Below are 25,726 nucleotides of genomic sequence, written 5' to 3' on the forward strand. Positions count from 1 at the left end.
TCAGACCGGACGGCGGCGGGCGGAGTTCTTGGGCCCGCCGCGGTTGGCGAAGGAGCGGGCGCCCTGGGCTGCGGTCACCGACCGGGTGGTCGCCGGGATCTCCCGCGCACCGCCGGCGGTGCCCTCCCCGGATCCGCTGCTCCGCTGGCCGTAGTACTCCTCGTCGTGGCGGCCGGGCACGTCCTTGGCAGCACGGACCTGCTTGCCTCCGGTGTCCTCGTCGTGCCGGTGGGTGCCCGGCCCGTGGTCGTGGACGTGCCCGTGGTCATGCCCGTGGTCGTGGTCGTGCGGGTGGGGGACCGTGGCGTTGGGGTCCACCAGCCGGGGGAGGGCCGCCCGGGAGCGCTCGACGTCGCGCTCGTACTTGGCGACCACCGAGACGGTGTCGGCGAGGATCGCCGCGTCCAGGTCGGTGACGCCCAGGACGGCCAGGACGCGCGCCCAGTCGATCGTCTCCGAGATCGACGGGGACTTCCGGAGGTCCAGCCCGCGCAGCCCGCGCACGATGTCGACGAGCTGGCTGGCGGCAGCGTCGTCCAGACCGGTCTTCTTCGAGCGCAGGATCTCCAGCTCGCGCTCGGCGTCGGGGTACTCCAGGAACAGGTGCAGGCAGCGCCGCTTCAGCGCAGCGGACAGGTCCCGGGTGTTGTTGCTGGTCAGGATCACGTAGGGGGCGTGCTCGGCGACGAAGGTGCCGATCTCGGGGACGGAGACCTGGTACTCGGCGAGCATCTCCAGCAGCACCGCCTCCAGGGCCTCGTCGGCCCGGTCGACCTCGTCGATGAGCAGCACGACGGGCTCGGGGGAGCGGACGGCCTCCAGCAGCGGGCGGGCGGCGAGGAACCGCTCGGAGAAGAAGGCGCTGTCCTGCTCGGCCACCCGGTCCACGGCCTCGGCCATCGAGGTGGTGTCGGTGAGCAGCTCGGCCGCCTTGTCCCGCAGGATCTGGGTGTAGAGCAGCTGCTTGCCGTAGTCCCACTCGTAGAGCGCCTTGGTCTCGTCCTGGCCCTCGTAGCACTGCAACCGCAGCAGCCTGCGGCCGGTGGCGCGGGCGAGGGTCTTGGCGAGCTCGGTCTTGCCGACCCCGGCCGGTCCCTCCAGCAGCAGCGGCTTGCCCAGCCGGCTCATCACGAACGTCGTGGTCGCCAGTCGGCGGTCGGTGACGTAGCCGTGCTCGGCGAAGGCGCGGGCGACGTCGTCGACNCTGATCGACCCCGTCCAGGCCCATCCCGTCGGGGTGCCGGCCGCGGAGCAACTCGCGGCCGGCACCCCGACGGGATGGGCCTGGACGGGGTCGATCAGGTGAGGAGGTCGTCCAGGTCGCCGTTCATGCAGTGCTCGACGACCGGGCGGACGGTCTCGAACGTGCACTCCTTCGGGTTGCCCGGGGTGCAGGCGTCGCCGAGGACGTGGTTGGTGATCCGGTCGACATCGGCGTCGTCGCCGGTGATCACCTTGGCGTTCTCGTAGAAGGCGGTGGGGCCGGTGCCCAGCCGGTTCTTGGAGTAGCTGTCGGCGGTGACGTCGGTGAACTTCTCGGTGATGCCGACGTCGCGCAGCAGTCGGATCGCCGCGGCCAGGGCCGCGTCGGCGGCCTGCACGTCGGTCATCCCGTAGGGGTCCACCCCCATGGCGGCACCCATCTCGGCGAACCGCTTGTACTGGGTGGGCATGTTGAACGCCCACACCCGGGGCAGGGCGATCGCGTTGTTGAGACCGTGGTGGGTGTCGTAGAAGGCGCTCACGGCGTGGCTGATCGAGTGGATGATGCCCAGCCCGCCGGAGTTGAAGGCCTGCGCGGCGATGTACTGGGCGTGCATCATGCCCTCGCGGCCCTTGAGGTCCTGGCCGTTCCAGACCGCGGCCCGCAGGTTCTCCGCGGTGAGCTTCACCGCGTACAGCGCGTTGCCCATCGACGGCGGGAAGTTCAGCCGGCTGACGTAGGGCTCCGAGGCGTGCGCGAGGACGTCGAAGCCGCACTGGGCGGTGTAGTCGACGGGGCAGTCGTAGTACATGACCGGGTCGTCGATGGCCAGCGTGGCCACCGAGGTGTCGTCGAAGGCGACGTACTTGTGCGGGTTGTCCGGGTCGGTCGTGGTGTCGGTGATGACGTAGGCCCAGGAGGTCTCCGACCCGGTGCCGGCGGTGGTCGACACCGCGATGTGCGGCGGGTTCTTGGGGTTCTCGGACTGGTTGAAGCCCTCGAACTCGTTCACGCTGCGGCCGTCGTGGGCCACCGAGATGCGGGCGCCCTTGCAGGCGTCGTGGCTGGAGCCGCCGCCGATGGACACGAAGCTGTCGCAGGCGTTCTCCTGGTACAGCTTCACCGCGTCCATGACGTTGTAGTCCTTGGGGTTGGACTCGACCTTGTCGTAGATGACGACGTCGAGGCCGTGCCACTTCATGGACTCGGAGATCTTCTCCACGATGTTCGTGCCCCGCAGACCCGAGGTCATGATCAAGGTCTTCTTGAAGCCCAGCTTGAGGGCCTCGGGCCCGATGAGCTCGTGGGCGCCAGGGCCGAGCATCGCCCGCGGGAACGGGTGGAACTCCTTGATGGGGAACGGCTTGAGCAGTTCTTCGACCTGCATGAGTGGACCTTCCTCGTCAGCAGCGGTGCCGGAGTCGGGGCCGAACCTATGGCGCGGGTCACACGATGGGCAGAGTCTGGGCCGGTGTCCGACCGGTCGGAGATCGACGTCGGCCCGACCGGTCAGGCAGACCTGCCCGATCGGTCAGGTCGGCCTCGGACCGCGCCCGGTCACCCCAGGCGGGGGAGGGTGATCGAGGACGGGTGGGCGGCGTCGTGGTGCACCCGGAACGCCCGGTCCAGCCCGCCGGTCGCGGCCCCCGCGGCCTATTGGTGCCCAGGTTGCGGGCAAACCGGGGGGAAGGGCTCCGGGTCCTCGTCCGAGCCCACCAGCAAGCCCTCGCAGGCGGGGAGCAGCTGGTCGTGGTCACTGGTGATCGCCGGTGAGCCGGTGGATCACCACATGAGTGTCACGAGTCGATCTGAGCTTGACCAACAGAAAGCCCCGACCTCCTGACCTGCAGGAACACCGGGGCTGCACTGCGTCCGAGGGGGGACTTGAACTCCGAACTCGGCCTGAGCATCTAGGGGCATTGCAGGGCTCTGAGCTGCGCGTTCAGCGCCTCCGGTGTCTGCTGCATCGGCCTCCAGATGCATGCAGATGCACCCAGGTTCCCGGGCTGCAGTATCAAGATCAGTATCACGGGAGGCTCAAGAGGGCTGCGGTGGGGATACCCCTTCGGGCCCCATTCTGGTTGATCGGTCGCTCAGTCGGAGAGGTCGGATTCGTACTTCTGGGCACCTTGGAAGACCGTCCGAGGACACCGGTTGGACGGCCGACTCCCCGGTGTCGAGCGGAAGCCCTGACGCTCGGAGTGGCATGGGGTCTCCTTTGCTGCTCGTGCTGCGGCCCTCCCGGCGGGGCGCTGGGGGCCGTGGCGGGTGCGGCGAGCAGCCCGTCTTCCTCCAGCCGGGTCGGACGTCGGATCACCGACGACCGGCCGCTGGATCGGGACCTCCGCCCCTCCCGGCCGGTCGAGAGCGGCACCACGGTGGACAGGCCCGGCGACCGGTCCGGGCTGACCACGGAGGTGTGCCATGCCCGACCTGACCGACGTCCCCTCCGGCCCGAGCAATACCTCGGCCGATCCCTCGTCCCCGCCCGTCGTGGTGGGAGTGGACGGCTCGGTCGATTCCCGAGCCGCCCTGGTCCACGCCCTCGGCGCGGCGGCACGCCGGGGAGGGGAGCTGCGGATCGTGTCGACCTTCTCGCTGCAGGCGATGTGGTGGGGTGGCTGGCCGATCGCCCTGCCGCTGGACAGGCTGAGGGACGACCTGGAGGCGCGGGTGCGCCAGATGCTGACCGAGGTGCGCGACGACCCGGCCGTCGCCTCCGTGGCGGGCGCGGACCGCGTGGTCACCATGCTCGACGTCGCGGTGGGGCCGGCGGTCACGAGGCTCGTCGAGGCCTCGGCCGGTGCCTCGTTGTTGGTGGTGGGCACGCATGGGCGTGGAGTCGCGCGGGACGTGCTGCTGGGGTCGGTGGCGCTGCAGTGCGTGGCGCACGCGCACTGCCCGGTCCAGGTCGTCCGGGCAGGTACGCAGGTCGGTCGACCGGGTCCGGTGGTCGTCGGCGTGGACGGGTCTGAAGGGTCGCGGGCGGCGCTCGTCGCGGCCCTGGCCGAGGCGGCTCGCCGCGGGGCGGAGGTCGTCGCACTGGCCGCGTTCGAGATGGTCGACCATTGGGTGGACCTGTCCACCGTGGGCGCCCCAGGACGGGACGAGGTGCGCTGGCAGGTGCAGCGCGGCGTCGATGACCTCGTCGCCGATGCGCTGTGCGAGCACCAGGCCGTGACGGTCGGTCCGGTCCCCGTCGTGCGGACCCTGGTGGTCGAGGGGCCACCCGCCCAGGTGCTGGTGCGCGAGGCGACCGACCTGGACGCCGTGCTGCTCGTGGTCGGGAGCCGCGGTCGCGGTGAACTGCGCGGGCTGCTGCTCGGCTCGATCGCGCTGGCCTGTGCTGCCCGGGCACCGGGCCCCGTGCTGGTCGTGCACCCGACGTCCGTCCGGGCGACGGACTCGGCCCCGATCGCGGCCGCCGCGGCCACCGGCTGACCCGGGGCGCACGGTCAGCGGGCGAGGCCGGCGTCCGGGTCGCGGTGCAGCGGCGGCACCTCCCACGTCTCGGTGTGGTCGTGCAGGACGTCGACCATCGGACGGCGGGGCCCCGGCAGCGGGCCGGGGGTGCCTCTGCCGACCCGCACCAAGGCCTGCAGCCGTCGGCCGGGGCACAGCTCCTGCTCCGCCCGCGCCCGGACGGCCGGCACCTCGACCGGTCCGGTGACCGGGCCGCCCGTGCGGCCGTGGCGGGTGGCCTCCAGCAGCACCCTCTGCAGGGCCCGGCCGGCCTGCACACGGTCGGAGGCGGTGTCCCCAGCGGTGACCAGCGCGATCCGCGCGGGTGCCCGCGCCAGCTCGGCCGCACCGGTCCGGCGGGTGCCGTGCAGAGCCGGGCACAGCGCGGCGGCGTCGCCGGCCCACTGCGTCGAGCGGTTGGCCAGTTCCTGCGGGAGCACCATCAGCTGGACGCCGTGGGCAGCGGCCGCGCCGGTGAGGTCCGCGGCCAGGTCCCAGGGGAGGTCCTCGGACACCAGTCCCTCCCGGCAGGTGTGCCGCAGCTCGACCACCGGGTCGAGCGCCGCCAGGCGCGGATCGGGGACCTGCCCCCCTGGTCGGAGGACGGCGACCAGCGCCTCGTCCGCGGGGTCGGGCAGCACCTGCACGTCGACGGCGACACCCACGGCTGCGGCGCCGACCTCGGCGGTGCACAGCGCGGCGCCCGCGCCGGCCAGCGCGACGAGACCGGTGGGGTCGTGGTCGACGCAGCGGGAGCGGTCCAGCCGCAGTTCCAGCCGGTCCGGGAGGAGGACCCACCACCACGGTTGGGTGTCCTCTGCCGACGGGGACCAGCGGGCGCGGTCCACGCCGCGCCGCAGGGCGTTCGACGTCCGCCGCGGCAGCCGCCGGGGGGAGGAGGCCGGCGGGGCGATGCCGGGCATGCCGATCACCGTGCGGACGTCCGGGCCCGGACCACTCCGCGCGGTCGGCGGACGTCCGCACCGACCGGGACCACCAGCACCGGGCATCCCACCCGGTCCAGCACCCAGCCCGACGTGCGGCGGGCCGGGACGCGGGGGCGCAGTCCGTGCCGGCCGAGCACGAGCACGGCAGCGGACTCCGCTGCCTCCAGCAACCTGTCCGCGGCCGTCCCGGGTCGCAGGACCAGCTCGACCGGTACTGCGGGGTGCCCGGTGCGGACGTCGGCGACCAGCCGTTCGAGCAGGTCGGCCTCGGCCTGGGCCACCGAGTGCTCCGGTGGAGCAGCGGAGCTGGGCCCGGTCCCGTGCACCCGCCAGGCGTGCAGCACCACGAGCGAGGAGCCCCGCACGCATGCCTCGTCGACCGCGGCACCGATCAGCTCGGCCGTGCCCGGCCGGCAGTCCACGCCGACGACGACCGGCCCGGTGGGGTCGCCGCCGGCGCGGTGCACCAGGACGGGGCAGGGCGCGTCGCGGACCAACCGGCCGGCGACCCGGCCCAGGGTGGGGCGGCTGCCGGTCGAGCTGCCCCCGACGACGATCCGGCCCTCCGGGCCCGCGCGCCGGGCGAGGACCTGCTCGGCGCTGCCGGTCGTGTACTCGGCCGTGACCCGCAGGGCCGGGCACGCGACGGTCAGCTCGTCCTGCAGCACCGCGAGCCGCTGCTGCAGCGCCCGAGCACCCACCTCGAGCGCCGCCGTGATCCCCCCGGCGCCCCCGGAGGGGATCACGGTGAGGATCGACGGTGCTCCTGCCACGAGGTGGAGCGGCAGCAGTCGACGTCGGGCCTGTGCTGCACCCTCGCGGGCGGCCGCCGTCGACGCGGGGCCGCTGTCGACCCCCACGACGACCGACGGCGGAGGGCTCACACCCACGTCGTCCCCCCGCGTCCGTCGGACACCGGCAGGTGATGACCGGGCAGGTCCCGGGCGGCCCGTGCACCGCGGGCCGCGGGCCAGCCGGTGGGGCCCGGGCAGGGGACGGGGGGTGGTCCGGGAGCAGGTCGGGTGCTGCCGCTGACCACCTCGTGACGGGCTCGTCGGGGGCTGGCCGCGGTGGGCACCGCCCGGCCGATCCGCAGCAGCAGCTGCGGGTGCACCCCCCAGCACAGCTCGCGGCCCAGCGATGCGCGGGTGCGGGGGACCTCGGTGACCTGGCTGAGCGGACCGGCCGCCCAGCCGTCTGCGGTGAGCTCCAGCAGCACCCGCTCCATCGCCTCGCCGGCCCGCACCCAGGCCCGTTCGTCGTCGGCATGGCTGGCCAGCACCACCAGGGCGCCGGTCCTCCCCGCCCGCGTCGCGGCCGGCAGGGCACCCAGGCCTCGGGTGTCGAAGTCCCGGACGGGGACGTCGTCCTGGGCGCTGCCGTCCACCCGCGGCACCGTGGTGGACGGCACGCCGTCCCCGCTGCGGGTGTCGCGGTTGGTCCAGATCCGCAGCTCGTGCCGGTAGGCGGGGTCGGCGTTCTGCTCCGCATCGGCGTCCTGGGCGAGACGGGCGACGAGCCGGTGCTGGTCCTCGGTCAGCACCGGCACCGCGACGGTGTCCTCGGCGGCGGCCGCGACGAGCACCCGGTCGAGCACGTCCGGGGGGACCGGGTCGTCGGTGTAGCCCCGGCGGTTGGTGCGCCGGGCCCGGACCTGCGGGGCGAGCGCGGCCAGGGCGCTGTCCGGGGGACCGTCGACCAGGTGGACGACGGCGGCCAGGTCGGGGTCGGTGGTCCGTGCGGAACGGTCCACCTCGACCGCCCGGCCGCGGGCGGCCAGCTCGACCCGGGTGTTGAGGACGGCGGCGCCCACGCTGAGCATGAGCTCACGGCCGGCCGGGTCCAGGACGGGCAGTCGGCGGCTGCGGTCAGCACGGACGTCGATGCGGTCCGGGTGCAGCACCAGGAGCCAGGGCTGGGTGTTGTGCACCGACGGGGCCAGCAGCGCGGCGTCGGCAGCGGCCTCGATGTCGGCCATCCGGGTCGGGTCGACGGGTCGGGGCAGGTCGGGTCCGGTGGTCACGGTGCCTCCAGGGGTCGGGTTCCCCGACCGTCCCGTAGCTGCCGCCGCGTGCGGCAGGGGCCGTGGGCCACATCCCGGGGGACCTGGGTCCCTGGCCGGTCCGGGTTCCGCCGACCCACGGTGGTCCGGTGGAGCTGGGACAGGTGGACGGGAGCTGGCCGGGTGCCGATGCGTGGCTGGTCTGCGGGGTCTCCGGATCACCGAACAGCCGGGCCGCGCTGCGGTGGGCCCTGCGCGAGGCCGCGGAGCGCGATGCCAAGGTCATGGCTGTCCGGGTCTGGGCCGGGGGCGCTGCTGCGGCGCGCGCGGAGTGCGAGCGGGACCTGGTGGCCACGGTGCGGGCAGCGGTCCAGGACACCGGGGTGCGCGGACGTACCTGGGTGCGCTTGCTGGACGGTGACCCCGACGGCGTGCTCGCCGCGCTCGCCGAGGAGGCGGACCTGCTGGTCCTGGGATCCCACGAGGTCTCCCACGGCGGGTGACCCGGGGATGCTCCTCGGGTCCGGTGCCGGCGACAGGTCACCCCGGTCCGCCGAGGGGGAGCACCAGGGTCGGGCAGTCGGCGCGGTGGGCGAGGACGGACCCGGTGTCCCGGTGCGGTGTCCGGCGTCCACCGCGGCGGCCCAGCACCAGCAGCTGTGCGGCGGTGGCTGCACCCAGCAGCGTCGGCAGGACGGGGCCGTGGCGCACGACTCCCCGTACGACGACGTCGGGGAAGTCCTCCCGGCAGCCGGCCAGGCTCTCGCCCCAGAGCCGGACCTCGTCGTCACGGGCGTCGGTGAGGCTGAGCGGGCCGTCCGGGTGCTCCCACGCCGAGGCCGGCGACGGTGCGTCCCAGACGTGGACGGCCACCAGCTCGGCCCGTCGGCGTGCGGCCTCGGCGAAGGCCAGGCGGACGGTGGGCCCGGACTCCGCACGGCCGTCCAGGGCCAGGACGACGGGGCCCGGCGGACCGATGACCACGGTGCGGGACGCGGTCGGGACGAGCAGCAGCGGCACCGGTGAGCTCTCCAGCAGTGCAGTGGTCACCGACCCCAGGAGGACCCGTTCGGCCAGGTTGCGGGCCCGACTGCCCACCACCAGCAGGTCGGTGTGCGCGGCGGCGGCCAGCAACGCCGGTGCGGTGCTCCCGTCGGCCAGCCGCCACTGCACGTCGAGTGGCCCCCCGACCGGCGCGGTGTCCTGCGCAGAGTCCTGCGCCGCGTCCTGCGCCGCCGTCCGCAGGGCGAGCTCGGTCGACGACCGCAGGGCGCAGGCGGCGCCGTGGCCGTCCCGGCCCTGGACACCGGCGCCGGCCCAGGGCGACACGTGCACGATGAGCAGTCCGCACCCGCGGTCCCGGGCGGCCCGGGCTGCGACCGCGACGACCGGCCTGGATGCGCGGGACCCATCCACCCCGACGACGACCCGGGGCCCGTTCACCGCAGCAGCTGCTTGCGCCACGAGGGTTCCACCGCCGCCCAGCCCGCCGCCCAGCGACGGGCCCGCGACCGGTCGAGCAGCGCCACCCCACCGAGGTGGGCGAGGACTGCGGTGACCACGACCCCGAGTGCCGTCACGGTGCCGATGGCCGCCGACTGCAGGGCGACGTCGGAGGGGCTCAGCGGGGCGTGCCGCCGCTCACCGGTCGCGGTCGTCCAGATCATGATCCTGTCGCCGGCGTCGTCCCCCGCCGACGCGGGCACCCTGCCCTGGACCGGGAGGCCTGCCGGGGAGGTCCAGCTGGCTGCGACCCACACCGGTTCACCGGACGTGGTGCCCGCGGTCCGGTGGACGTCGACCGCCAGCACGGCCTCCACCTGGTGCAGGCGCGCGGTGTCGGCAGCGGCCTGCTGGGACAACACCTCGCGGGCCGCCGTCCCGGCCGACAACCCGATGGCCGGGGACATCACGAGGACGGCGGTCAACCACAGCCGCAACCCGACGTGGAGACGGTCCGTGGTGCGTCTCATCGACCCTGAGCCCAGGCTGAACCGCCGCACGGCGTGGCCCAGGCAGAGCACTCGTCCGTTGCTCATCCTGCTCCTCCCCGGCCGCCTGTCCGGCGACCCAGCCCACCGTGACGTCGGTGGCCCCTCCTCGGGGACGGGCCAGGGTCCCGGCTCGACGGGACCTCGGTCCCGCCGAGCGGACCGGACCGGCCGCGGCCTCAGACCGGGGGGAGCAGGCGGGGCGGCCAGCTCGAGGGGTGCCGGGCCCGGCAGGCAGCGAGCTCCGCGGCACCGGGCTCGGGTTGCCCGGGACCTCCGGCGCCGGAGGCGTGGACGGGGCAGGACGGGAGCGAGTCCAGGGCATTCCCGTGCCCGGCCGGGTTCGTGCTGTGCAGGTACCGCCCGCCCTCGGGCCGCGGCAGTGCGACGACCGGCCGGGCGTCGCCCAACCAGGACACGACGTAGCGGGCGGTCCCGCGGCACAGGTCCTCCAGGACCCCGGCAACCGGTCGCGGTGACCACGCGGCCGCGGCCGCCCCGGCGCACACCGCACTGATCGCCCCGCCCGGCACCCGGTGGACGTGGTGCACCACGCGCAGCTCGGGCACGGGGTCGGCGCAGTCCACCCTGCGGTCGTCACCGGGGCGGCCCCCGGTCGGCGTCGCTCCCTCCACGTCCACCTCCGGTCGACCCGCTGACGAGGTGCCGACGCTGGCCGACGCCGGCACACCACACCAGGGACTTGGGACCCTGGTCGGGCCGGACGTGCGGGACCTTCGTCCCGGGTCCTGGGCATCTCCGGGTGTCTAGGGTCGGGGCAGGCGACGGACCGGCCGCCGGGGACGGGGAGGACGGGGGACCGATGACGACCGACACGGACCGACCGGAGCAGCTGCGCGTCTTCCTGCTCGACGACCACGAGATCGTCCGGCGCGGTGTGGCCGACGCACTGGAGAGCGACCCGGGGATCGTCGTCGTGGGTGAGGCCAAGAACGCCTCCGAGGCGTTGGCCAGGGTGCCGGCGTTGCGTCCCGACGTCGCCGTCCTGGACGTGCGGCTACCCGACGGCGACGGGGTGACCGTGTGCCGCGAGCTGCGCTCCCGGATGCCGGACCTCAAGGTGGTCATGCTCACCAGCTACAGCGACGACGAGGCGCTGTTCGACGCGATCATGGCGGGGGCCTCGGGGTACCTGCTCAAGCAGATCCTCGGTCAGGACCTCGTCGCGGGGGTGCGCACCGTCGGTGCCGGCGGATCGCTGCTGGACCCCACGGCCACGGCTGCCGTGCTCGACCGGATGCGGCGGGCAGCCGAGCCCGCCGGGCCGATGGCGTTGCTCAGCGACCAGGAGCGCACCGTGCTGGAGCTGATCGGCGAGGGCCTGACCAACCGCCAGATCGGTCAACGGATGTTCCTGGCCGAGAAGACCATCAAGAACTACGTGTCGCACCTGCTGGCCAAGCTGGGCCTCGAGCGGCGCACCCAGGTGGCCATCCTGGCCACCGAGCTGCGCGCTGCCCCACCACGCCGCTGACTGCTGCTGCCGGCCGGTCAACCGGTCGGCACCGGCAGGGGGACCCGCCAGCGCAGTGCCGTACCGCCGTCGGGCAGCGGGACGGCGACGCACGACCCGCCTCGCCGCTCGGCGCGGTCCGCGGCGTTGCGCAGCCCGCTGCGGGCCACCGCCGGATCGATGCCCCGCCCGTCGTCCCGGACCTCGACGACCACCTCCTCGGTGACCTCCACCGTGACCGTGACGTGGCGGGCCGCGGCATGGCGGGCCGAGTTGCTGACACCCTCGCGGACCACGGCCAGCACGTCGGCGGCCAACGGCCCGGTCACGAGGGAGTCCACCGCACCCGAGGTGCGGACCGCCGTGCGCAGGACGTCCCCGGCCGTCTCGGTCACCACCTCCCGGAGCCGGCGGCGCAGACCGGCCGAGGGGTCGACGGCACGGCTGTCGTGCAGGTCGTAGATGGTCGTGCGGATGTCCCGCACCGTCTCGTCGAGCTGCTCGACCACCCTGCTCAGCCGCACCCGGACCTGGTCGTCGGCCACCCGGGGGAGCGCTGCCTGCAGGCTCAGGCCGGCGGCGAACAGCCGCTGGATGACGTGGTCGTGCAGGTCCCGAGCTATCCGTTCCCGGTCGGCCACCACGTCCAGCCGACGCGCCACCCGCTGACGAGCGGCCGTGTCCAGGGCCAGGGCGACCTGGTCGGCGAAGGCGCGCACGAGTTGCCCGCAACCGGGGTCGAAGGTGGCCCGTCCGGCGCGGCGGGCAGCGACGACGACCGCGCCGCGACCTGGGGGTCCGGGCAGGGGCACGCCCAGCGCCGGGCCCCATGCGACGTGCCCGTCCGGTCCGGTGGACGAGCGACCGGCCAGGTCCACGATGACGACGGCCCCGGTGTCGACGACGGCCTGCAGCGGCGGTGAGTCCGCGGGCCACAGCCGTTCCCCGCTCAGGTCCACCAGACCCACGCCGCTCTGCGCCTGGACCTCCCAGCCACCGGCGGCATCCGGCCCGAGCAGCAGCCAGGCGCCGTCGGCCTCGGTCAGGCTCGCCACCCGCTCGACGACCAGCGCCAGGGCGACCTCGGGAGGCTGCCCGTCGAGCAGCGCAGCCCGCACGTCACCGACGGCTGCCTGCCACCGCGACAGCTCAGCCCTGTCCCGGTGCTGGTGCGCGTTGTCGATGGCGGTGCCGGCAGCGGCCGCGAGGGCGACGAGCACTCTCTCGTCCTCGTCGGTGAACGGGCCGCCACCCCGCTTCTCGGTCAGGTAGAGGTTGCCGAACACGACGTCCCGCACGGTGATCGGTACCCCCAGGAACGCGCGCATGGGCGGGTGCCCAGGTGGCAGGCCGACGCTGGACGGGTGCTCGGCGAGGTCGTCGATCCGCAGGGGGCGGGGGGCGGTGATGAGCTGGCCCAGGATGCCGTCACCGTGCGGGGGGCGGCCCATCGCCGCCCGTTGCTCCGCGGTGACCCCGACGGTGAGGAAGGTCCCCAGCCCACCGCCCGGGGCGAGCACCCCCAGCGCCCCGTACCGGGCGCCCACCAGGTGGGCGGCAGCCAGCACCACGCGGTGCAGCGTCCCGTCCAGGTCGAGCCCGCTGGACACGCTGAGGAACGCAGCGAGCAGCTCGGGCACCCGTTCCTGGGTGCGGGCGACCGAGGCCAGCCGGTCCTGCGCCTCCTCGAGCAGATCGTTCAACCCCATCCCGGCCAGTGCCTCGCACTGGGCGCAGCCCTCGCCCGGCCCGGCGCCGGGCTGTGCCGCCCTCACCAGAACCCGGCGGGTACGCAGCGGGGCCCCTGGGGCTGCCCGTCGCGGTGGACCCGGCGTCCCCTCAGCAGCCCCACCGTGATGCCGACGTAGCAGTGGCCTGCCCCACCGGGCGCCCAGGGCCGCACGCCGTACGCATCGAGGCGGTGGATCTCGTCGGGGTCCTCGATCACCCGTGAGGGGCCGACCACGGTGACGTTCCACCCGGTGCGTTCGGCGAGGTCGACGTCGTCGACCTCGAAGGCGACCACCGTGTGCCGGCTCGCCGCGGTGACCTTGCTCCCGCGCCTGGTCGGGATGACGATCTCCGCGCCGTCCACGACGAAGGCCACGGGTTGCACCGCCGGCAGCGCGCCCTCGGTGAACGCGATGCGGCCGATGGCCGCCGTCCGCAGCAGTGCACGGCAGGTTGCCTCGTCCAGTTCCTCGATGCGCCGCTCCGCTGTGCCGTCCATCCTGCCTCCGCCCGGTCCGGTGCCGGTCCTCCCGGCCCGCAACGTCCCCACCCTGTCCGGCCGCGGCCGCGCGCACACCGGGCGTTGGTCACGCACCTGCAGGTATTTCGGCCCGGTGCAGCTCGGGTGCGGCATTCAGCGTGGTGCTCAGCGTGGGGCGGTGCCGACCTGGGCGGCGCCGGCGGGGCTGAGCTCGAGCTGGGAGGCGATCTCCTCCGCCCAGCTGCGCAGCGCCGTCCAGTCGCGGAAGTCCCCGTGCGGTGCGCGCATGGCGGTGACGACCGCCCGTTCACCGAAGCCCAGCCGGGCCGGGTCGAGCCGACCGGGCAGCGTCCGCTGTCCCCGGGCGAGCAGCTCGTCGGCGAGCGGACCGATGTCGTGCGCCTCGTCGGGCGGGAACGGGTGCTCGCCGATCGGGCCGCTGCTGAGCAACCACACGGGACGCCTGCGCAGGGTGACCAGGTGCTGGTTGGCCCAGCGCCGGGCCGGCTCGGCCCAGCGTCCGGCGTAGACGCTGCTGCCCAGCACCACGGCGTCGAACTGGGCGGGGTCGGGATCCTGCTCGACCCGCCGGCAGGCGGCGGTCAGGCGGCACCGCCGACCGGCCACGCTCTCCTGCAGGTCGACCGCCAGCCGCTCGGCGAGCTCGGCGGTCGACCCGTGCTTGCTCGCCACCGTCACCAGGACCCGGGGTCCGGGACCGGGTCGACCAGGAGCGCCGGTCACGACGTGGTCGCGATCGCCTGCGGTCGGACAGCGGCGTGCGCCGCGACCGAGGCGACCGGGACGACGAGGACGGGCACGTCGGCCTGGTGCAGCACCGAGTGCACGGTGGCCCCCGGTCCACCGTCGGCCAGGCAGCGGCGCCCCACGACCAGCATCCGGGCCGTCTCGGCGAACTGCACCAGCACCCGTCCGGCCCGTCCCGGGGCCACGGTGACGTCGATCTCCAGGCGGGGACGGCGGCGGCGCAGCTCGGCCACCGCCGGTTCGACGGCGTCCCGCTCGGTCCGCTCGGTGGCGTCGCGGTCCAACCGCCACCTCAACGACGCCGGCGCGTCCTCGGTGAGCTGCCGCCACGCGTGCACGACGGCCAGGGACACCGAGTTCGCCTCTGCCTCCTGGGCCGCCGCGGCCAGCACCGCCGCGGTGCCGGGGCCGCCGTCCACCCCGGCGAGGACCTCGTGCCGGTCGGCGTGGAGTGCGGGCAGCGGGCGGTGCACCAGGACCGCGCAGGGCGCAGCGGCCGCCACGGTCTCGGCCACGGTCCCGAGGACACCGGTGGAGCCCCAGGTGGTCCCGCTGGCGCCGACCACCAGGAGGTCATCTGCCTCGACGGCCCGGCAGAGCGCGGTCTCCGGGCGGCCCTCGACCAACGTGGCCCCCACGGTCCACCCCGGGATGCTCGCCGTCAGCTCGCGGCGCAGCCGGTCCAGGGCAGCGTTCGCGCTGCGCCGGGCGGCGGCCCGGGCAGCGAGGGTGTCGGGCAGCCCGGGCATGAGCTGGTCGGTCCAGGTGAAGGCCCGGACCAGGCGCAGCGGCCGCTGGCGGCGGACCGCCTCGGCGGCGGCGACGTGGGCGGCCAGCTCGGCGTGCTCGGAGCCGTCCACCCCGACGACGACGGACGGGGTGTGGGTGGTCATGGGTGCTCCTCGGGCGGGGGAGGGGATCCCCAGGTCCAGTCGCGGACCTCGGGCAGGTCGTCGAGCGCCTCGACGACGTGGGTGCGGTGCCGGTCGAGCTGGTCCCGGCAGAGCGCGGTGAGCCGGTCGGCGCCGTCCGGCACGCGGCGGGCACGGCGGAGGGCCTCCAGCACCAGGTGGTAACGGCTCATGCGGTTGAGCACGACCATGTCGAAGGGTGTGGTGGTGCTCCCGTGCTCGGTGAACCCGCGGACGTGGAACCGGTCGGCGTCGGGTCGGCCGTGCAGCAGCGGGTGCACGGTGCGCGGATGGCCGTGGAAGGCGAACACCACGTGCACGGTGTCGGTGAACAGCTCGGTGAACCGGTCGGTGGGCAGCGCCGCCGGGTGATCACCGGGTGGGAGCAGACCGAGGAGGTCGACGACCGCCACCACCCGTACCTGCAGGTGCGGCACGTGGGTGCGGAGCAGCTCTGCGGCGGCAAGCACCTCCAGCACGGGCACGTCCCCCGCTGCCGCCAGCACGACGTCGGGGTCGTCGTCCGGTCGGCGGTCCGGGTCCTCGCTGCCCGCCCACTCCCACACGGCCGCCCCGGCGAGGACGAGGGCGCGGGCCTGCCCCAGGTCGAGGTACTGCAGGTGCTCCTGCTTGTCGACCACCACCAGGTTGACCTGCCCCCGACCGGCCAGGCACTGCTCGGCGACCACCAGCGCCGTGTTCGCGTCGGGCGGGAACCAGATCCTGGTCACCTCGGGCGCCAGCGGGGCGACGGTGTCGACCAGGCCGGGGCCCTGGTGGGAGAAGCCGTTGTGGTCGTTGCGCCAGCACGTGCTGGTCAGCAGCACCGTGAGCGAGGGCACCGGGGTGCGGTCGGGCTGGCCGGCGGCCAGCTGCAGCCACTTGGCGTGCTGGACGACCATCGACGCCGCGACCATCGCGAAGGCCTCGTAGGTCGCGAACAGGCCGTGCCGGCCGGTCAGGGTGTAGCCCTCCAACCACCCCTCGCAGAGGTGCTCGCTGAGCACCTCGAGCACCCGGCCCTGCGGGGCGACGTGGACGTCGTGGGGGAGCACCGGTAGCTGGGTGCACCGGTCGGTCACCTCGAACACCGCGCCCAGCCGGTTGCTGGTGGTCTCGTCGGGGCAGAACAGGCGGAAGTCACCGCCGCCGTCGGGCCGACCGGTGGCCGCGAGGAGGTCGCGCAGCAGGCCGCCGAGCGGCAGGGTCGACCCGTGCCGGACCACCCCGGGTGCGGGGAGGTCCAGGGCGTGCTGGGCGAGGTCGGGCAGGGGCAGGGGGCGGACGCGGAATCCCGGACCACCCGCCCGCGAGCTGGCCGAGATGCGCAGGTCGGCCTCCGGGGTCAGGGCGGCCAGCTCGGGCACCAGGCGGCCCCCGGCGTCGAAGCACAGGTCGGGTCGGTAGGACCACAGCCAGGACTGCAGCTGGGCCAGGTGCCCCGCGTCGTCGCGGACGTGGGTCAGCGGGACCTGGTGGGCGCGCCAGGTGCCCTCCACCAGGACGCCGTCCACCAGCCGGGGACCGGTCCAGCCCTTCGGGGTGCGCAGCACGACCGCCGGCCAGCGCGCCGGCCGCACGTCCTCACCTGACCGTGCCCGTCGCTGCAGGTCGGTGATGGTGGCGTGGGCCTGGGTGAGGGCGTGCTCCAGCTGGCGGAACACCTGGTGCGGGTCGTCGCCGGCGACCACCACCGGTGCCCAGCCCTGGCTGGCGAGGAACGCGCACACATCGGCGTCGGAGGACCGGCCCAGCACGGTGGGACCGGAGATCTTGTACCCGTTGAGGTGCAGCACCGGGAGCACCGCACCGTCCCGGACCGGGTCCAGGAACGCCGGTAGCCGCCAGGACGCCGCGAGCGGGCCGGTCTCCGCCTCGCCGTCGCCGACCACGCAGACCGTCAGCAGATCAGGGTCGTCGAAGGCGGCGCCGGCCGCGTGCGCCAGCGCGTAGCCCAGCTCACCACCCTCGTGGATGCTGCCCGGCACGTGCACCCCGGCGTGGCTGCCCACCCCGCCCGGGGTGGAGAACTGGCGGACGAGGCGGCCGAGACCGGCCAGGTCCGGGGTCACCTCCGGGTGCACCTGGCTGTAGTGCCCGTCCAGCCAGGAGCAGGCCAGCAACGCCGGGCCTCCGTGGCCCGGGCCGGTCACCACCAGCACCTGGCTGCCGGTGCGCCGGATCAGCCGGTTGAGCAGCGTGTGCAGCATCGTCAGACCGGGGCTGGTGCCCCAGTGCCCCAGCAGGCGCGGCTTGACGTCGTCGGGACGCAGCGCGCGGTGCAGCAGCGGGTTGTCCAGCAGGTAGATCTGGGCCGCGGTGAGCAGGTTGGCCGCACCCCACCACCTCAGGTCGAGCTCCAGGTCGAGATCGCTGTAGCGCTCGGGCTCCGGCGGCACCGCGCCGTCCGTGCGGGCACCGAGGGCGGTCACGGTCATGGTCGGGGCTCCTGGGATCGGCGGGTGGCTCCGATCGTGGCGCCGCCGAGCAGCTCCGGTCGGGGGCCTTGGTCCCGCATCCCCGAGCCGTACCGCCCTCGCACCGGCCGGCCGGTGCGCCGTCGGCCCCAGCGGAACCAGGCCAGCGGGCCGACCCAGCTGATCGCGATGACCAGGACCCAGGGGAGCTTGGCCCCGCGCACCTGGTCCGGCGGGCAGCGCCGCAGGTCTGTCCACGCCGACACGGCCAGGGAGAGCTGGGTGCCGCCCACGACCAGCAGCGTGGTCCGGGTGGCGGGCTCGAGGTCCCTCCACCGTCCCCGGGCGCGGTTCACCGGCCAGCGGTGTGCATGGTCACGGAGGCACCCGGGTGGTCCTCCGGGGCTCGTGGCCCGTCCCCCCGTCCGACCGCGGGCAGCGGCACGACCAGCACCGGGCAGGGAGCGTGGTGCAGCAGCCCGCGGGTGGTGGACCCCAGCCCGGTGACCGGTCCCCGGTGGCGGTGCCCCACCACGAGGAGCTCGGCCGTGCTGGCCATCGACCGGAGAGCGGGCACCTGCCGGGCCCTGACCAGAGCGGGCCTGACGGTGACGTCGGGCCAGGTGCCGGCCTGGCCGGCGAGGGCCTCGGACAGGAGACGCTGCTCCTCGTCCCGCACGCTCGCCCAGTCGATCAGCGGGCCGATCGCCCGGTAGGTGGGTTCGAGGGCGGGCTCGACCCAGCTGTGGACCACGACCAGGTCGCCGCCCCGGGCGTCGGCCTGCTCGAAGGCGGCGCGCAGCACGGCCGCCTCGCCGGGGCGCCCGGCCACCCCGACCACGACCGACCGGCCCTCGACGAGGACCGCGGTGTCCTCGTCGGGCAGGACGAGCACGGGGCAGGCAGCGTGGGCCACCACCCGGGCAGCGGTCGCGCCGGGACCGGCGATCCGGTCGCCCGACCGGCCGCCAAGCACGAGCGAGGACGCCCCCACGCTCTCCTCGACCAGCACCTCCGCGACGTGGCCCGAGCGCACCGCGGTCTGCACCGAAGAGGCCGGCAGCAGGTCGCCGACGGCCCTCGTGGCGCGCTGCAGCAGGTCCTCGGCGGCGCGCCGGTGGAGCTCATGGACATCGTGCGCGGCCCGGGAGCTGGTGAACCACCCCGGCCGTACCGGGTGCTCGACGTGGACCATCCGCAGTCCCCGCCCCAGCCGGGCGGCTTCCCGGGCTGCCGCCCGGGAAGCCGGGACGGCTTGGGGGGAGTGGTCCACGGCGACGACCACCGGTGGGGCGATGTTGTCCATGCTGGGCTCCTGTCCTCCGGGCGCCGCCCGGCTCCTGGGCTGGGCCTGCCTATCGGCCCTGGGGTGCAGCCTGGGCCGCCCGGTCTCCGTCCCCCAGGGCCTCCGGTCGGGCCGGGTCGGGCCTTCGGTCCTCCTGGGTGGTGGTGATCAGGAGGTCGGCAGCGCTGACGATGCCGACCAGTTCGCCACCCAGCACCACGGGCATGCTCCGCAGCCCGTCCTGGACGAGGGCGTCCGCGACGCCGGCGAGGCGGGCGCCGGGGGACAGGCACCGGACCGGGGTCCGCATGACCGCACCCACCGATGTCCCCGCTCCGGGCCCGGCCCGCAGCAGGTCCAGCTCGGCGACGATGCCGACGACCCGGCCGTCGGCATCCAGCACGGGCAGTGCGCCGACACCCCAGCGGCGCAGCACCGCCGCCGCGGTGCTGACCGGGTCGTCGACGGAGACGGTCCGCACCGACCGGGTCATCACATCACGCACCCGCAGGTCGCCAGCCGTGCCGGTCACCGCGGTCCTCGGTCCCGGCTCCGGTCCACCAGGCGGCCGAGGACGACGAGCACGGCACCGTAGAGCAGGCACAGCGGCTGGAACCAGGAGAAGGTGGCGAGGACGGCGACCTGTCCCACGATCCACCCGACCAGCAGCGCACCGGCGAGCGTCGTGAGGTCGCCGGTGGCCGGACGGCGACGCGCCCCGGCCCAGGCGGCGACGAACATGGGCAGACCGACCAGCACGAACAGGGCGGCCCCCGCCAGCACGGGGCTGTCCCACGGCAGGCGGTCCCGCACCCGCGCGCCGAGGTCGAGCCCATCGCTGGCGAGTCCCACGGCGCCGGTGGCCGCGGTCAGCCCCATGAGGGCGCAGGGCAGGACGACGGCGCCGGGGCCCGCCCGCAGCTGGGTGGTGGCCGGGGCGGCATGCCGGGTCACCGGGGTCCCCCGGCAGTGCCGGCCGGTTCGTGGTGCGGCGCGCCGACCGGTGCATCACGCACGCGCACGTCCACCACCCCGGGCACCGTGCGGGCCAGCGTGGTCAGCGCCGAGGCCTCCTGCGCCGGGTCGGGGGAGGGCGCGCCCGCGCGGCGCACCAGCGCAGCGCACCCGTCGGAGACCCCCACCTCGAACCTCCCGGGTTCACCGGTGTACTGCTCGATGACGCCCAGCAGGTCCAGGCGCACCTCCTCGTCCCGGCGCAGCAGCATGCCGAGGAGGTCGCGGCGGCTCAGCACCCCGACCACCCGACCGTGCTGGAGGACGGGCAGGCTGCGGTGCGAGCGCTCCAGCAGCAGGCGTGCGGCGTCGGCGACGTCGTCGGCGACGTCCACGGCGGTCGCCGGGGCGGTCATGATCCCGGCGACCAGCGCGGCCGGTCGGTGGTCCCGGTCCCGGACGTCCCGGCGGGCGTGCAGCCGGGGGTCGGGTCGGATGCGGTCGCGCACCAGATCGACCTCGGCCACCACGCCGAGCAGCCGGTCCCCGGTGTCCACGACGGGGAGCGCGGCGAACCCGCGGGACGCCAGCACCTCCGCGGCGTAGGTGGCCGGCGTGGCCGGCCCCACCGTGACGGCCGGGGCGCTCATCAGCTCTCGCACCTGCACGTGTCCTCCCGGGCTCGGGGAGCCCGGACGGGCCCGTCACCGAGCCTGTGCCCGGGCCGGCCGGCGGCCCAGGGGCCTTCGCCGCTGCGCCCCGGGGCGAAGGACCCGGCGCGCCGCGCAGGACCTAGGTCCCCCGGCGGGGGGACCTGGGGTCAGCGCGGCCAGGACCTCGGCCGGAGGCCGGGCCACCGGGCCGTTCCTAGGGTCCTGACCGTGGACACCCTGAGCGGGGCCGGACACCGACTGCGTGCCGCTGGCGCAGGCGTGCGCGCCGGCCTGCTGGGTCGGCGCGCCGCCGACCTCGTCCCGCGGGTCCGGGGGCACCTCCTCGGGACCGCCGCGCTCGGCGCGGGTGCGGCGACCGCCGCGATCCTCGCGGCGGGCGCCCTCTCCCGGGCGCTGACCGGTGAGCGGCAGCAGCTCGGAGTCCTGGTGGCCGCGGTGCTGCTGCGGGCCGGGGCCGGGTGGCTGCGCGAGTGGTGGGCGCACCGCTCGGCCCGCCGGGCCGTCGGCGAGCTGCGGGCGGGCCTGGTCGACCGCACGACGACGGCCGGGCCCGGAGCTCTCGACCCGTCGGAGGTCGCTCTGCTGGCCACCGATGGCCTGGACCGGCCGGAGGAGGACCTCGCCGTCCACCTGCCCGCCCGCATCGAGGCCGCGGTCCTCCCCGTGGCCGTGCTCGTCGTGGTCGCCGTCGTCGACCCGCCCACCGCGCTGATCCTGCTGGTGGTGCTGGTGCTGCTCACGGTCTTCCTCGTCCTGGTCGGGCTGGTCGCCCGTGACGAGGCCGACGCCCGGCTGCACACCCTGACCCGGCTCGGCGCCCAGCTGCTCGACCTGGTCGCCGGACTCCCCACGCTGCGCGCCCTCGGCCGCGACCAGGACGAGGTGGCCGTGGTGGAGGCCCGGTCACGGGCCCACCGGCGAGCCACCGTGCGCACCCTGCGGACGGCGTCCCTGTCCGGTCTCGTGCTGGAGCTGGACCTGCCACGGGTCGCAGCATGATCCACGACGCGTTCGGCGCCCGCACGGGGACGGAGGTCCCTCCTGCTCGGGTCCGACGACGACGGGGGAAGGTCCCCGGACCGCAGCGGCGGGTTCCCCCTGCGCCGCACGCTCGGACCGGAGCCGGGCCCACGGCCGGAGGGGAGTCGACGTGTCCGTCGCACGAGGACCGACGACAGGTGCCCGACCGTGACGACGGGGTGGGGCGGGTCGACGGCCTGGGGACCGATGACCGGTGGCACGGGCGTGCCCACGCTGCTGCTGGCCCTGCTCGTCGTGCTCGTCGTGACCACGATCGTCGTCGTGGGGGTGCGGTCCGGCCGGGCCGCCGGCGGTCCTCCGCCGACCACGCCCCGGCGGGGGGCCGCCCGGGAGCTGCTCGACGGGCAGCTGGCCCGCGGCGTGGTCGACGAGGACGAGTACCAGCGTCGCCTCGACGCCCTGGCGGACAGCCGGTGACCTCCCGAGAGCTCTCGACCAGCACCCACCAGCACCGACCACGAGGAGTTGTCATGAAGGCTGCCGTCGTCCCGCGCCTCGGCGCACCCCTGCAGATCCAGGACCGTCCCGTTCCCGAGCCCGGCTCCGGCGAGGTACTGGTCCGGATGGAGGCCAGCGGGCTCTGCCACACCGACATCCATGCCGCCCGCGGCGACTGGCCGGTGCAGCCCAGCCCACCGTTCGTGCCCGGCCACGAAGGCGTCGGCATCGTCACCGCCCTCGGGCCCGGGGTGACCTCCCGGTCGCTCGGGGACCGGGTGGCGATCGCCTGGCTCGGGTCGGCCTGCGGGCACTGCCGGTCCTGCGTCGCGGGGTGGGAGACCCTGTGCGAGTCGCAGACCAACTCCGGCTACGGCCGGGACGGCGCGTTCGCCGAGTGCGCGACCGTGGCCGCCGACTTCGCCGTCCGTGTCCCGGACGGCGTCACGAGCCTGGACGCCGCCCCGCTGACCTGTGCCGGGGTCACCACCTACAAGGCGGTGAAGGTCGCCGGGGTGGCTCCCGCCGACTCCGTGGCGGTGTTCGGGATCGGCGGGCTGGGGCACCTGGCGGTGCAGTACGCCCGGATCGCCGGCGCCTTCGTCACCGCGGTGGACATCACCGAGGAGAAGCTGGTGATGGCCCGGGAGCTGGGCGCCGACCACACGGTGGACGCCTCGACCGCCGACCCCGTGCAGGCCATCCAGGCCCGCGGTGGGGTAGACGTGGCCATCGCGCTCGCGGCCTCGCCGACCTCGTTCGACCAGGCCTACCGTTCGCTGCGGCGCGGCGGGCGGCTGGTCTGCGTGGCGTTGCCGGCCGGGGGGAACCTGTCGCTGCCGATCTTCGACATGGTGCTCTCGGGCAAGCACGTCCTCGGCTCCATCGTCGGCACCCGCAACGACCTGGCCGACGTGTTCGCCCTGCACGCGGCGGGCCGGACCCGGGTGATCTCGGTGGAGCGCAAGCTCGACGAGGTCAACGACGCCATGGCCGAGGTGCTGGCCAGCACCGTCCCGGCCCGCGTCGTGTTCGGGTTCTGACGCGAGGTCGCCTGCAGGGGGTCTGCGCGCTCGAGGTGCACAGGGGCCGGTTCGCGGACGGACCGCCCTCCGGCCAGCCACCGGGACGGCGGCAGGACGTCCGGGCGGGGGCAGAGGGGACCTGCGCCCCTCCCGCGGGTCCGCCAGGGCTCGGAAGGTGGTCGGGGGCGGGACGAGCTCGCCCGGAACACCCACCTGGAGGAACGATGACCTCGCTGCAGGAACGACGGGCCGCCCCGGCCCTGCCCCCGTTCACGACCCTGGACCGGGTGCTCGACGACTGGCTCCGTGCACTGCCGCTGTCCCGCGAGGTGCTGCTGCGGCCACTGGCAGACCGTCCGGCCGGGCAGGACCTCATCCGCGTGGACGAGCACCGCGACGGCTCGACGCTCGTGGTCCGGGCCGAGCTACCCGGCATCGACCCCGAGCGGGACGTCGATGTGGTCGTCGCCGGCGGGATGCTGCGGATCGACGCCCGGCGGGAGTCCGAGGAGGAGCACCGCGAGGACGGGTGCATCCGGCACGAACTCCGGCGTGGTCACCTGACCCGTACCCTCCCGCTCCCCGAGGGCACCACGGAGGGGGACGTGTCGGCGAGCTACCGCGACGGGATCCTGGAGGTGCGTGTGCCCGTCGCCGAGCAGCCCACGGCACCCGCCGAGACCCGGGTCCCGGTGAGCCGCACCTGAGTTCCCACCGCGGACCGGACCGGCGGAGGCCGGTCGTCCGCGGGGCGTCGAGCCCTCCCACGTGGGTGGGACTCCGCCGTCCTCACCGGAGTGGCACGAGGTGCAACTCCGGTGGGGAACGGGCGGGAGGACCTCGGACCCTGGCGGCAACCGTCCAGGACGGACACCGTGGGCCGTACCGAGAACCCTGTGGTCGATGTGCGTGGTCGGCCGGGACCGGGTCATCGGCCCGGCCCGGGAGCCCCCCGTCTCCCGGGTCGGGTCTCGTGCAGCGGGGTGGATCCCGCCCGTCGCCTCGTGGGCCGACGGGTGCCGGGCACCGGCTCGGGCCGCCGGCCACCACCGTCCTGGTGGTCGTCCACCCCGTCACCCGTTCGGCGACACCGGCAGCGGGACCTCCCAGCGCAGCAGCGTCCCCCATCCGTCGGCCACCGGCCGCACCGTGCACGAGCCGCCCCGACGCTCGGCGCGCTCGGCCAGGTTCCGCAGCCCGCTGCGGGCGACGGTCGGGTCGACGCCGCGGCCGTCGTCCCGCACCTCGAGGACCACCCGGTCGGTGACGTCCACGGTGACCGTGACGTGCCGGGCGCCGGAGTGCCGGGCGGCATTGCTCACGCCCTCGCGGACCACGGCGGTGACCTCCCCGGCCAGGTCACCGGTGACCAGGTTGTCGACCGCGCCGGACATGCGCACCGTGCAGTCCAGCTCCTCGCCCGCGGTCTCGGTGACGACGTCCAGCACCTGGCGTCGGAGGCTCTCGCCGTGGTCGGCGCCGTCGGTGGTGTGCAGGTCGAAGATCGTGGTGCGGATGTCCCTGACCGTCTCGTCGAGCTGGCCCACCACCTGCCGCAACCGCTGGTGGATCGCGACGTCGTGGACCCGGTTCGTGGTGGCCTGCAGGCTGAGGCCTGCGGCGAACAGCCGTTGGATGACGTGGTCGTGCAGGTCCCGGGCGATCCGGTCGCGGTCTTCGTAGACATCGAGCCTCCGGGCGACCTGCGCGCGGGTCGCCATGTCCAGCGCCAGCGCGACCTGGTCGGCGAACTCGCAGACCAGAGGGCCCACCGCTGGGTCGAAGGGTGCCCCGCCACCCCGGCGGGCGACGACCAGGACCGCGGCCCGCGCGTCGATGCTGCGCAACGGGACCCCGAGCGTGGAACCCCACGGCACGTGCCTGTTCGGCCCGTCGTAGGGGATGCCGCCCATGTCGAGGGCAACCATCTCCCCGGCGGCGTGCACTGCCCCCAGAGCCGGCGCGTCGTCAGGGTGCAGGCGCCGGCCGGTGCTGTCGACGAGCCCGTCCCCTGCCTGCGCCCGGACCTCGTAGGCGCCGTCGCCGGAGTCCGGTCCGGTGAACAGCCACACGCCGTCGGCAGCGGCCAGGTCGGCCACCCGGTCCACGACGAGGTGGAGCGCCTCGTCCGGTGACATGCCGTTGAGCAGTGCTCCGCGGACATCGCCCACGGCGTCGGTCCACCGGCGCCGGAGCTCGCCCTGCTCGAAGAGCCGGGCGTTGTCGATCGCGATCCCGGCCGCCCCGGCGAGGGCGACCAGCACGGCGGTGTCCTCGGCGGTGAACTGGCCGCCACCGCGCTTCTCGGTCATGTACAGGTTTCCGAAGACCGTGCCCCGGACCAGCACCGGCACCCCGAGGAAGGTGTGCATCGGTGGATGCCCCGGGGGGAAGCCGACCGACGCGGGGTGCGAGCTCAGCTCCGCGATGCGCAGGGGGTGCGGGTCGGTGATCAGCTGACCCAGTACGCCCTTCCCCTCGGGCAGGTGACCCATCGTCGCCTGCACGTCGTCGTCGAGACCGACGGTGATGAACGCCCCCAGCCCGCCTGTCGGGTCGAGCACCCCGAGGGCGCCGTACCGCGCGTCGACCAGCCTCGTCGAGGCCTCGACGATCTGCCGCAGCGTGGTGTCCAGGTCGAGGCCGGTGGTGACGCTGAGGAAGGCGTCCAGCAGATCCTGCACGCGCTCCTGGGTGCGGGCGACTGCGGACAGGCGCTCCTGGACCTCTCCCAGCAGCTCGGTCAGCCGCATGCCGGCGAGCGGGGACGGGGGGTGCTCACCGCCCGCCGCGGGCGGGGCGCCGGCTGGTTCGACCATGCCCGAGAGCATCGCAGCCCCGGTAGCGGGTGAACAGGCTCCGGACGAGACCGGGTGGACCACGGACGGGGACCTTCGTCCCGCCCGTCCAGGACGTGCGCC

Annotated in this window: 26 protein-coding genes; 7 read left to right on the forward strand and 19 right to left on the reverse strand. The window is 75.0% G+C overall.

What is annotated here, in order from left to right; all coding sequences use genetic code 11:
• Positions 1–1,128, reverse strand: coding sequence for an AAA family ATPase (locus tag LFA75_RS21745; protein ID WP_455428485.1), 1,128 nt, complete (start codon positions 1,126–1,128; stop codon positions 1–3).
• A 170-nt stretch (positions 1,129–1,298) separates the two neighbouring features.
• The gene (mdo, locus tag LFA75_RS21750; RefSeq protein ID WP_225235668.1) at positions 1,299–2,591 is read right to left on the reverse strand and encodes an NDMA-dependent methanol dehydrogenase; all 1,293 of its coding nucleotides are present in this window, start codon (positions 2,589–2,591) and stop codon (positions 1,299–1,301) included.
• Between the two features lie 1,037 nt (positions 2,592–3,628).
• Here mdo and LFA75_RS21755 point away from each other — a divergent pair.
• Positions 3,629–4,645 carry a universal stress protein gene (locus LFA75_RS21755; protein ID WP_225235669.1) on the forward strand — a complete coding sequence of 339 codons (1,017 nt, stop codon included), beginning with the start codon at positions 3,629–3,631 and terminating at the stop codon, positions 4,643–4,645.
• A 14-nt stretch (positions 4,646–4,659) separates the two neighbouring features.
• Here the strand turns inward: LFA75_RS21755 and LFA75_RS21760 are convergent, their stop codons facing one another.
• Genes LFA75_RS21760 through LFA75_RS21770 form a run of 3 tightly spaced genes read right to left on the reverse strand, consistent with a single transcriptional unit; the run spans position 4,660 to position 7,636 of the window.
• A complete protein-coding gene (locus LFA75_RS21760; protein WP_225235670.1) occupies positions 4,660–5,589 on the reverse strand; it encodes a hypothetical protein in 930 nt (309 codons plus the stop codon).
• A gap of 5 nt (positions 5,590–5,594) precedes the next feature.
• A complete protein-coding gene (locus tag LFA75_RS21765) occupies positions 5,595–6,503 on the reverse strand; it encodes a universal stress protein (protein ID WP_318250053.1) in 909 nt (302 codons plus the stop codon).
• Positions 6,494–7,636, reverse strand: coding sequence for an Acg family FMN-binding oxidoreductase (locus LFA75_RS21770; RefSeq protein ID WP_225235672.1), 1,143 nt, complete (start codon positions 7,634–7,636; stop codon positions 6,494–6,496). Before LFA75_RS21770 ends, LFA75_RS21765 begins: the two co-directional genes overlap by 10 nt.
• 128 nt (positions 7,637–7,764) lie before the next feature.
• Between LFA75_RS21770 and LFA75_RS21775 the strand changes: the two genes are divergently transcribed.
• Positions 7,765–8,118, forward strand: coding sequence for a universal stress protein (locus LFA75_RS21775; protein WP_225235673.1), 354 nt, complete (start codon positions 7,765–7,767; stop codon positions 8,116–8,118).
• 37 nt (positions 8,119–8,155) lie between these two features.
• On the opposite strand, the gene LFA75_RS21780 is transcribed toward LFA75_RS21775, so the two are convergent.
• The 3 genes from LFA75_RS21780 to LFA75_RS21790 all read right to left on the reverse strand — a co-directional run bounded on the left by LFA75_RS21780 (position 8,156) and on the right by LFA75_RS21790 (position 10,193).
• Positions 8,156–9,058: a universal stress protein gene (locus tag LFA75_RS21780; RefSeq protein WP_225235674.1), complete on the reverse strand. Its 903-nt coding sequence runs from the start codon at positions 9,056–9,058 to the stop codon at positions 8,156–8,158.
• Positions 9,055–9,588, reverse strand: coding sequence for an Rv1733c family protein (locus LFA75_RS21785; protein WP_225235675.1), 534 nt, complete (start codon positions 9,586–9,588; stop codon positions 9,055–9,057). The genes LFA75_RS21780 and LFA75_RS21785 overlap by 4 nt, the downstream gene beginning before the upstream one ends.
• A gap of 197 nt (positions 9,589–9,785) precedes the next feature.
• Entirely contained in the window at positions 9,786–10,193 is a 408-nt protein-coding gene (locus LFA75_RS21790; protein ID WP_225235676.1) for a hypothetical protein, read from the reverse strand.
• Positions 10,194–10,429: 236 nt separating this feature from the next.
• On the opposite strand from LFA75_RS21790, the gene LFA75_RS21795 reads away from it, so the two are divergent.
• Positions 10,430–11,101 carry a response regulator gene (locus LFA75_RS21795; protein WP_225235677.1) on the forward strand — a complete coding sequence of 224 codons (672 nt, stop codon included), beginning with the start codon at positions 10,430–10,432 and terminating at the stop codon, positions 11,099–11,101.
• Between the two features lie 17 nt (positions 11,102–11,118).
• Here LFA75_RS21795 and LFA75_RS21800 read toward each other — a convergent pair whose 3' ends face one another.
• From LFA75_RS21800 to LFA75_RS21845, 10 genes are all read right to left on the reverse strand, one after another.
• Positions 11,119–12,855: a sensor histidine kinase gene (locus tag LFA75_RS21800; protein ID WP_225235678.1), complete on the reverse strand. Its 1,737-nt coding sequence runs from the start codon at positions 12,853–12,855 to the stop codon at positions 11,119–11,121.
• Complete coding sequence (locus LFA75_RS21805) at positions 12,852–13,310, reverse strand: pyridoxamine 5'-phosphate oxidase family protein (RefSeq protein ID WP_225235679.1); 459 nt, start codon at positions 13,308–13,310, stop codon at positions 12,852–12,854. Before LFA75_RS21805 ends, LFA75_RS21800 begins: the two co-directional genes overlap by 4 nt.
• A 147-nt stretch (positions 13,311–13,457) precedes the next feature.
• Positions 13,458–13,991, reverse strand: a complete 534-nt coding sequence (locus tag LFA75_RS21810; protein ID WP_263639407.1) for a flavodoxin domain-containing protein — start codon at positions 13,989–13,991, stop codon at positions 13,458–13,460.
• A 41-nt stretch (positions 13,992–14,032) separates the two neighbouring features.
• Positions 14,033–14,953 carry a universal stress protein gene (locus LFA75_RS21815; protein WP_225235681.1) on the reverse strand — a complete coding sequence of 307 codons (921 nt, stop codon included), beginning with the start codon at positions 14,951–14,953 and terminating at the stop codon, positions 14,033–14,035.
• A complete protein-coding gene (locus LFA75_RS21820; RefSeq protein WP_225235682.1) occupies positions 14,950–17,409 on the reverse strand; it encodes a phosphoketolase family protein in 2,460 nt (819 codons plus the stop codon). Before LFA75_RS21820 ends, LFA75_RS21815 begins: the two co-directional genes overlap by 4 nt.
• Positions 17,406–17,744, reverse strand: coding sequence for a DUF4808 domain-containing protein (locus LFA75_RS21825; RefSeq protein WP_225235683.1), 339 nt, complete (start codon positions 17,742–17,744; stop codon positions 17,406–17,408). Before LFA75_RS21825 ends, LFA75_RS21820 begins: the two co-directional genes overlap by 4 nt.
• Positions 17,741–18,694 carry a universal stress protein gene (locus LFA75_RS21830; protein WP_225235684.1) on the reverse strand — a complete coding sequence of 318 codons (954 nt, stop codon included), beginning with the start codon at positions 18,692–18,694 and terminating at the stop codon, positions 17,741–17,743. Before LFA75_RS21830 ends, LFA75_RS21825 begins: the two co-directional genes overlap by 4 nt.
• 49 nt (positions 18,695–18,743) lie before the next feature.
• The gene (locus LFA75_RS21835; RefSeq protein WP_225235685.1) at positions 18,744–19,205 is read right to left on the reverse strand and encodes a CBS domain-containing protein; all 462 of its coding nucleotides are present in this window, start codon (positions 19,203–19,205) and stop codon (positions 18,744–18,746) included.
• On the reverse strand, positions 19,202–19,627 hold the full coding sequence (locus LFA75_RS21840) for a hypothetical protein (RefSeq protein WP_225235686.1): 426 nt from the start codon (positions 19,625–19,627) through the stop codon (positions 19,202–19,204). Before LFA75_RS21840 ends, LFA75_RS21835 begins: the two co-directional genes overlap by 4 nt.
• Positions 19,624–20,277, reverse strand: a complete 654-nt coding sequence (locus tag LFA75_RS21845) for a CBS domain-containing protein (protein WP_225235687.1) — start codon at positions 20,275–20,277, stop codon at positions 19,624–19,626. The genes LFA75_RS21840 and LFA75_RS21845 overlap by 4 nt, the downstream gene beginning before the upstream one ends.
• Before the next feature lie 231 nt (positions 20,278–20,508).
• Here LFA75_RS21845 and LFA75_RS21850 point away from each other — a divergent pair, with 231 nt between their 5' ends.
• From LFA75_RS21850 to LFA75_RS21865, 4 genes are all read left to right on the forward strand, one after another.
• Entirely contained in the window at positions 20,509–21,300 is a 792-nt protein-coding gene (locus LFA75_RS21850) for an ABC transporter transmembrane domain-containing protein (protein WP_225235688.1), read from the forward strand.
• Positions 21,301–21,528: 228 nt separating this feature from the next.
• A complete protein-coding gene (locus tag LFA75_RS21855; RefSeq protein ID WP_225235689.1) occupies positions 21,529–21,759 on the forward strand; it encodes an SHOCT domain-containing protein in 231 nt (76 codons plus the stop codon).
• A 53-nt stretch (positions 21,760–21,812) separates the two neighbouring features.
• Positions 21,813–22,823 carry a zinc-dependent alcohol dehydrogenase gene (locus LFA75_RS21860; protein ID WP_225235690.1) on the forward strand — a complete coding sequence of 337 codons (1,011 nt, stop codon included), beginning with the start codon at positions 21,813–21,815 and terminating at the stop codon, positions 22,821–22,823.
• 206 nt (positions 22,824–23,029) lie between these two features.
• Positions 23,030–23,512 (forward strand): Hsp20/alpha crystallin family protein, encoded by a 483-nt coding sequence (locus LFA75_RS21865; RefSeq protein WP_225235691.1) that lies wholly within the window; start codon positions 23,030–23,032, stop codon positions 23,510–23,512.
• Positions 23,513–23,878: 366 nt separating this feature from the next.
• Here LFA75_RS21865 and LFA75_RS21870 read toward each other — a convergent pair whose 3' ends face one another.
• Entirely contained in the window at positions 23,879–25,624 is a 1,746-nt protein-coding gene (locus tag LFA75_RS21870) for a sensor histidine kinase (RefSeq protein ID WP_225235692.1), read from the reverse strand.
• Positions 25,625–25,726: the final 102 nt, after the last annotated feature.

Origin of the sequence: Klenkia terrae, assembly GCF_900491935.1 — a bacterium.
GTDB lineage: Bacteria > Actinomycetota > Actinomycetes > Mycobacteriales > Geodermatophilaceae > Klenkia > Klenkia terrae.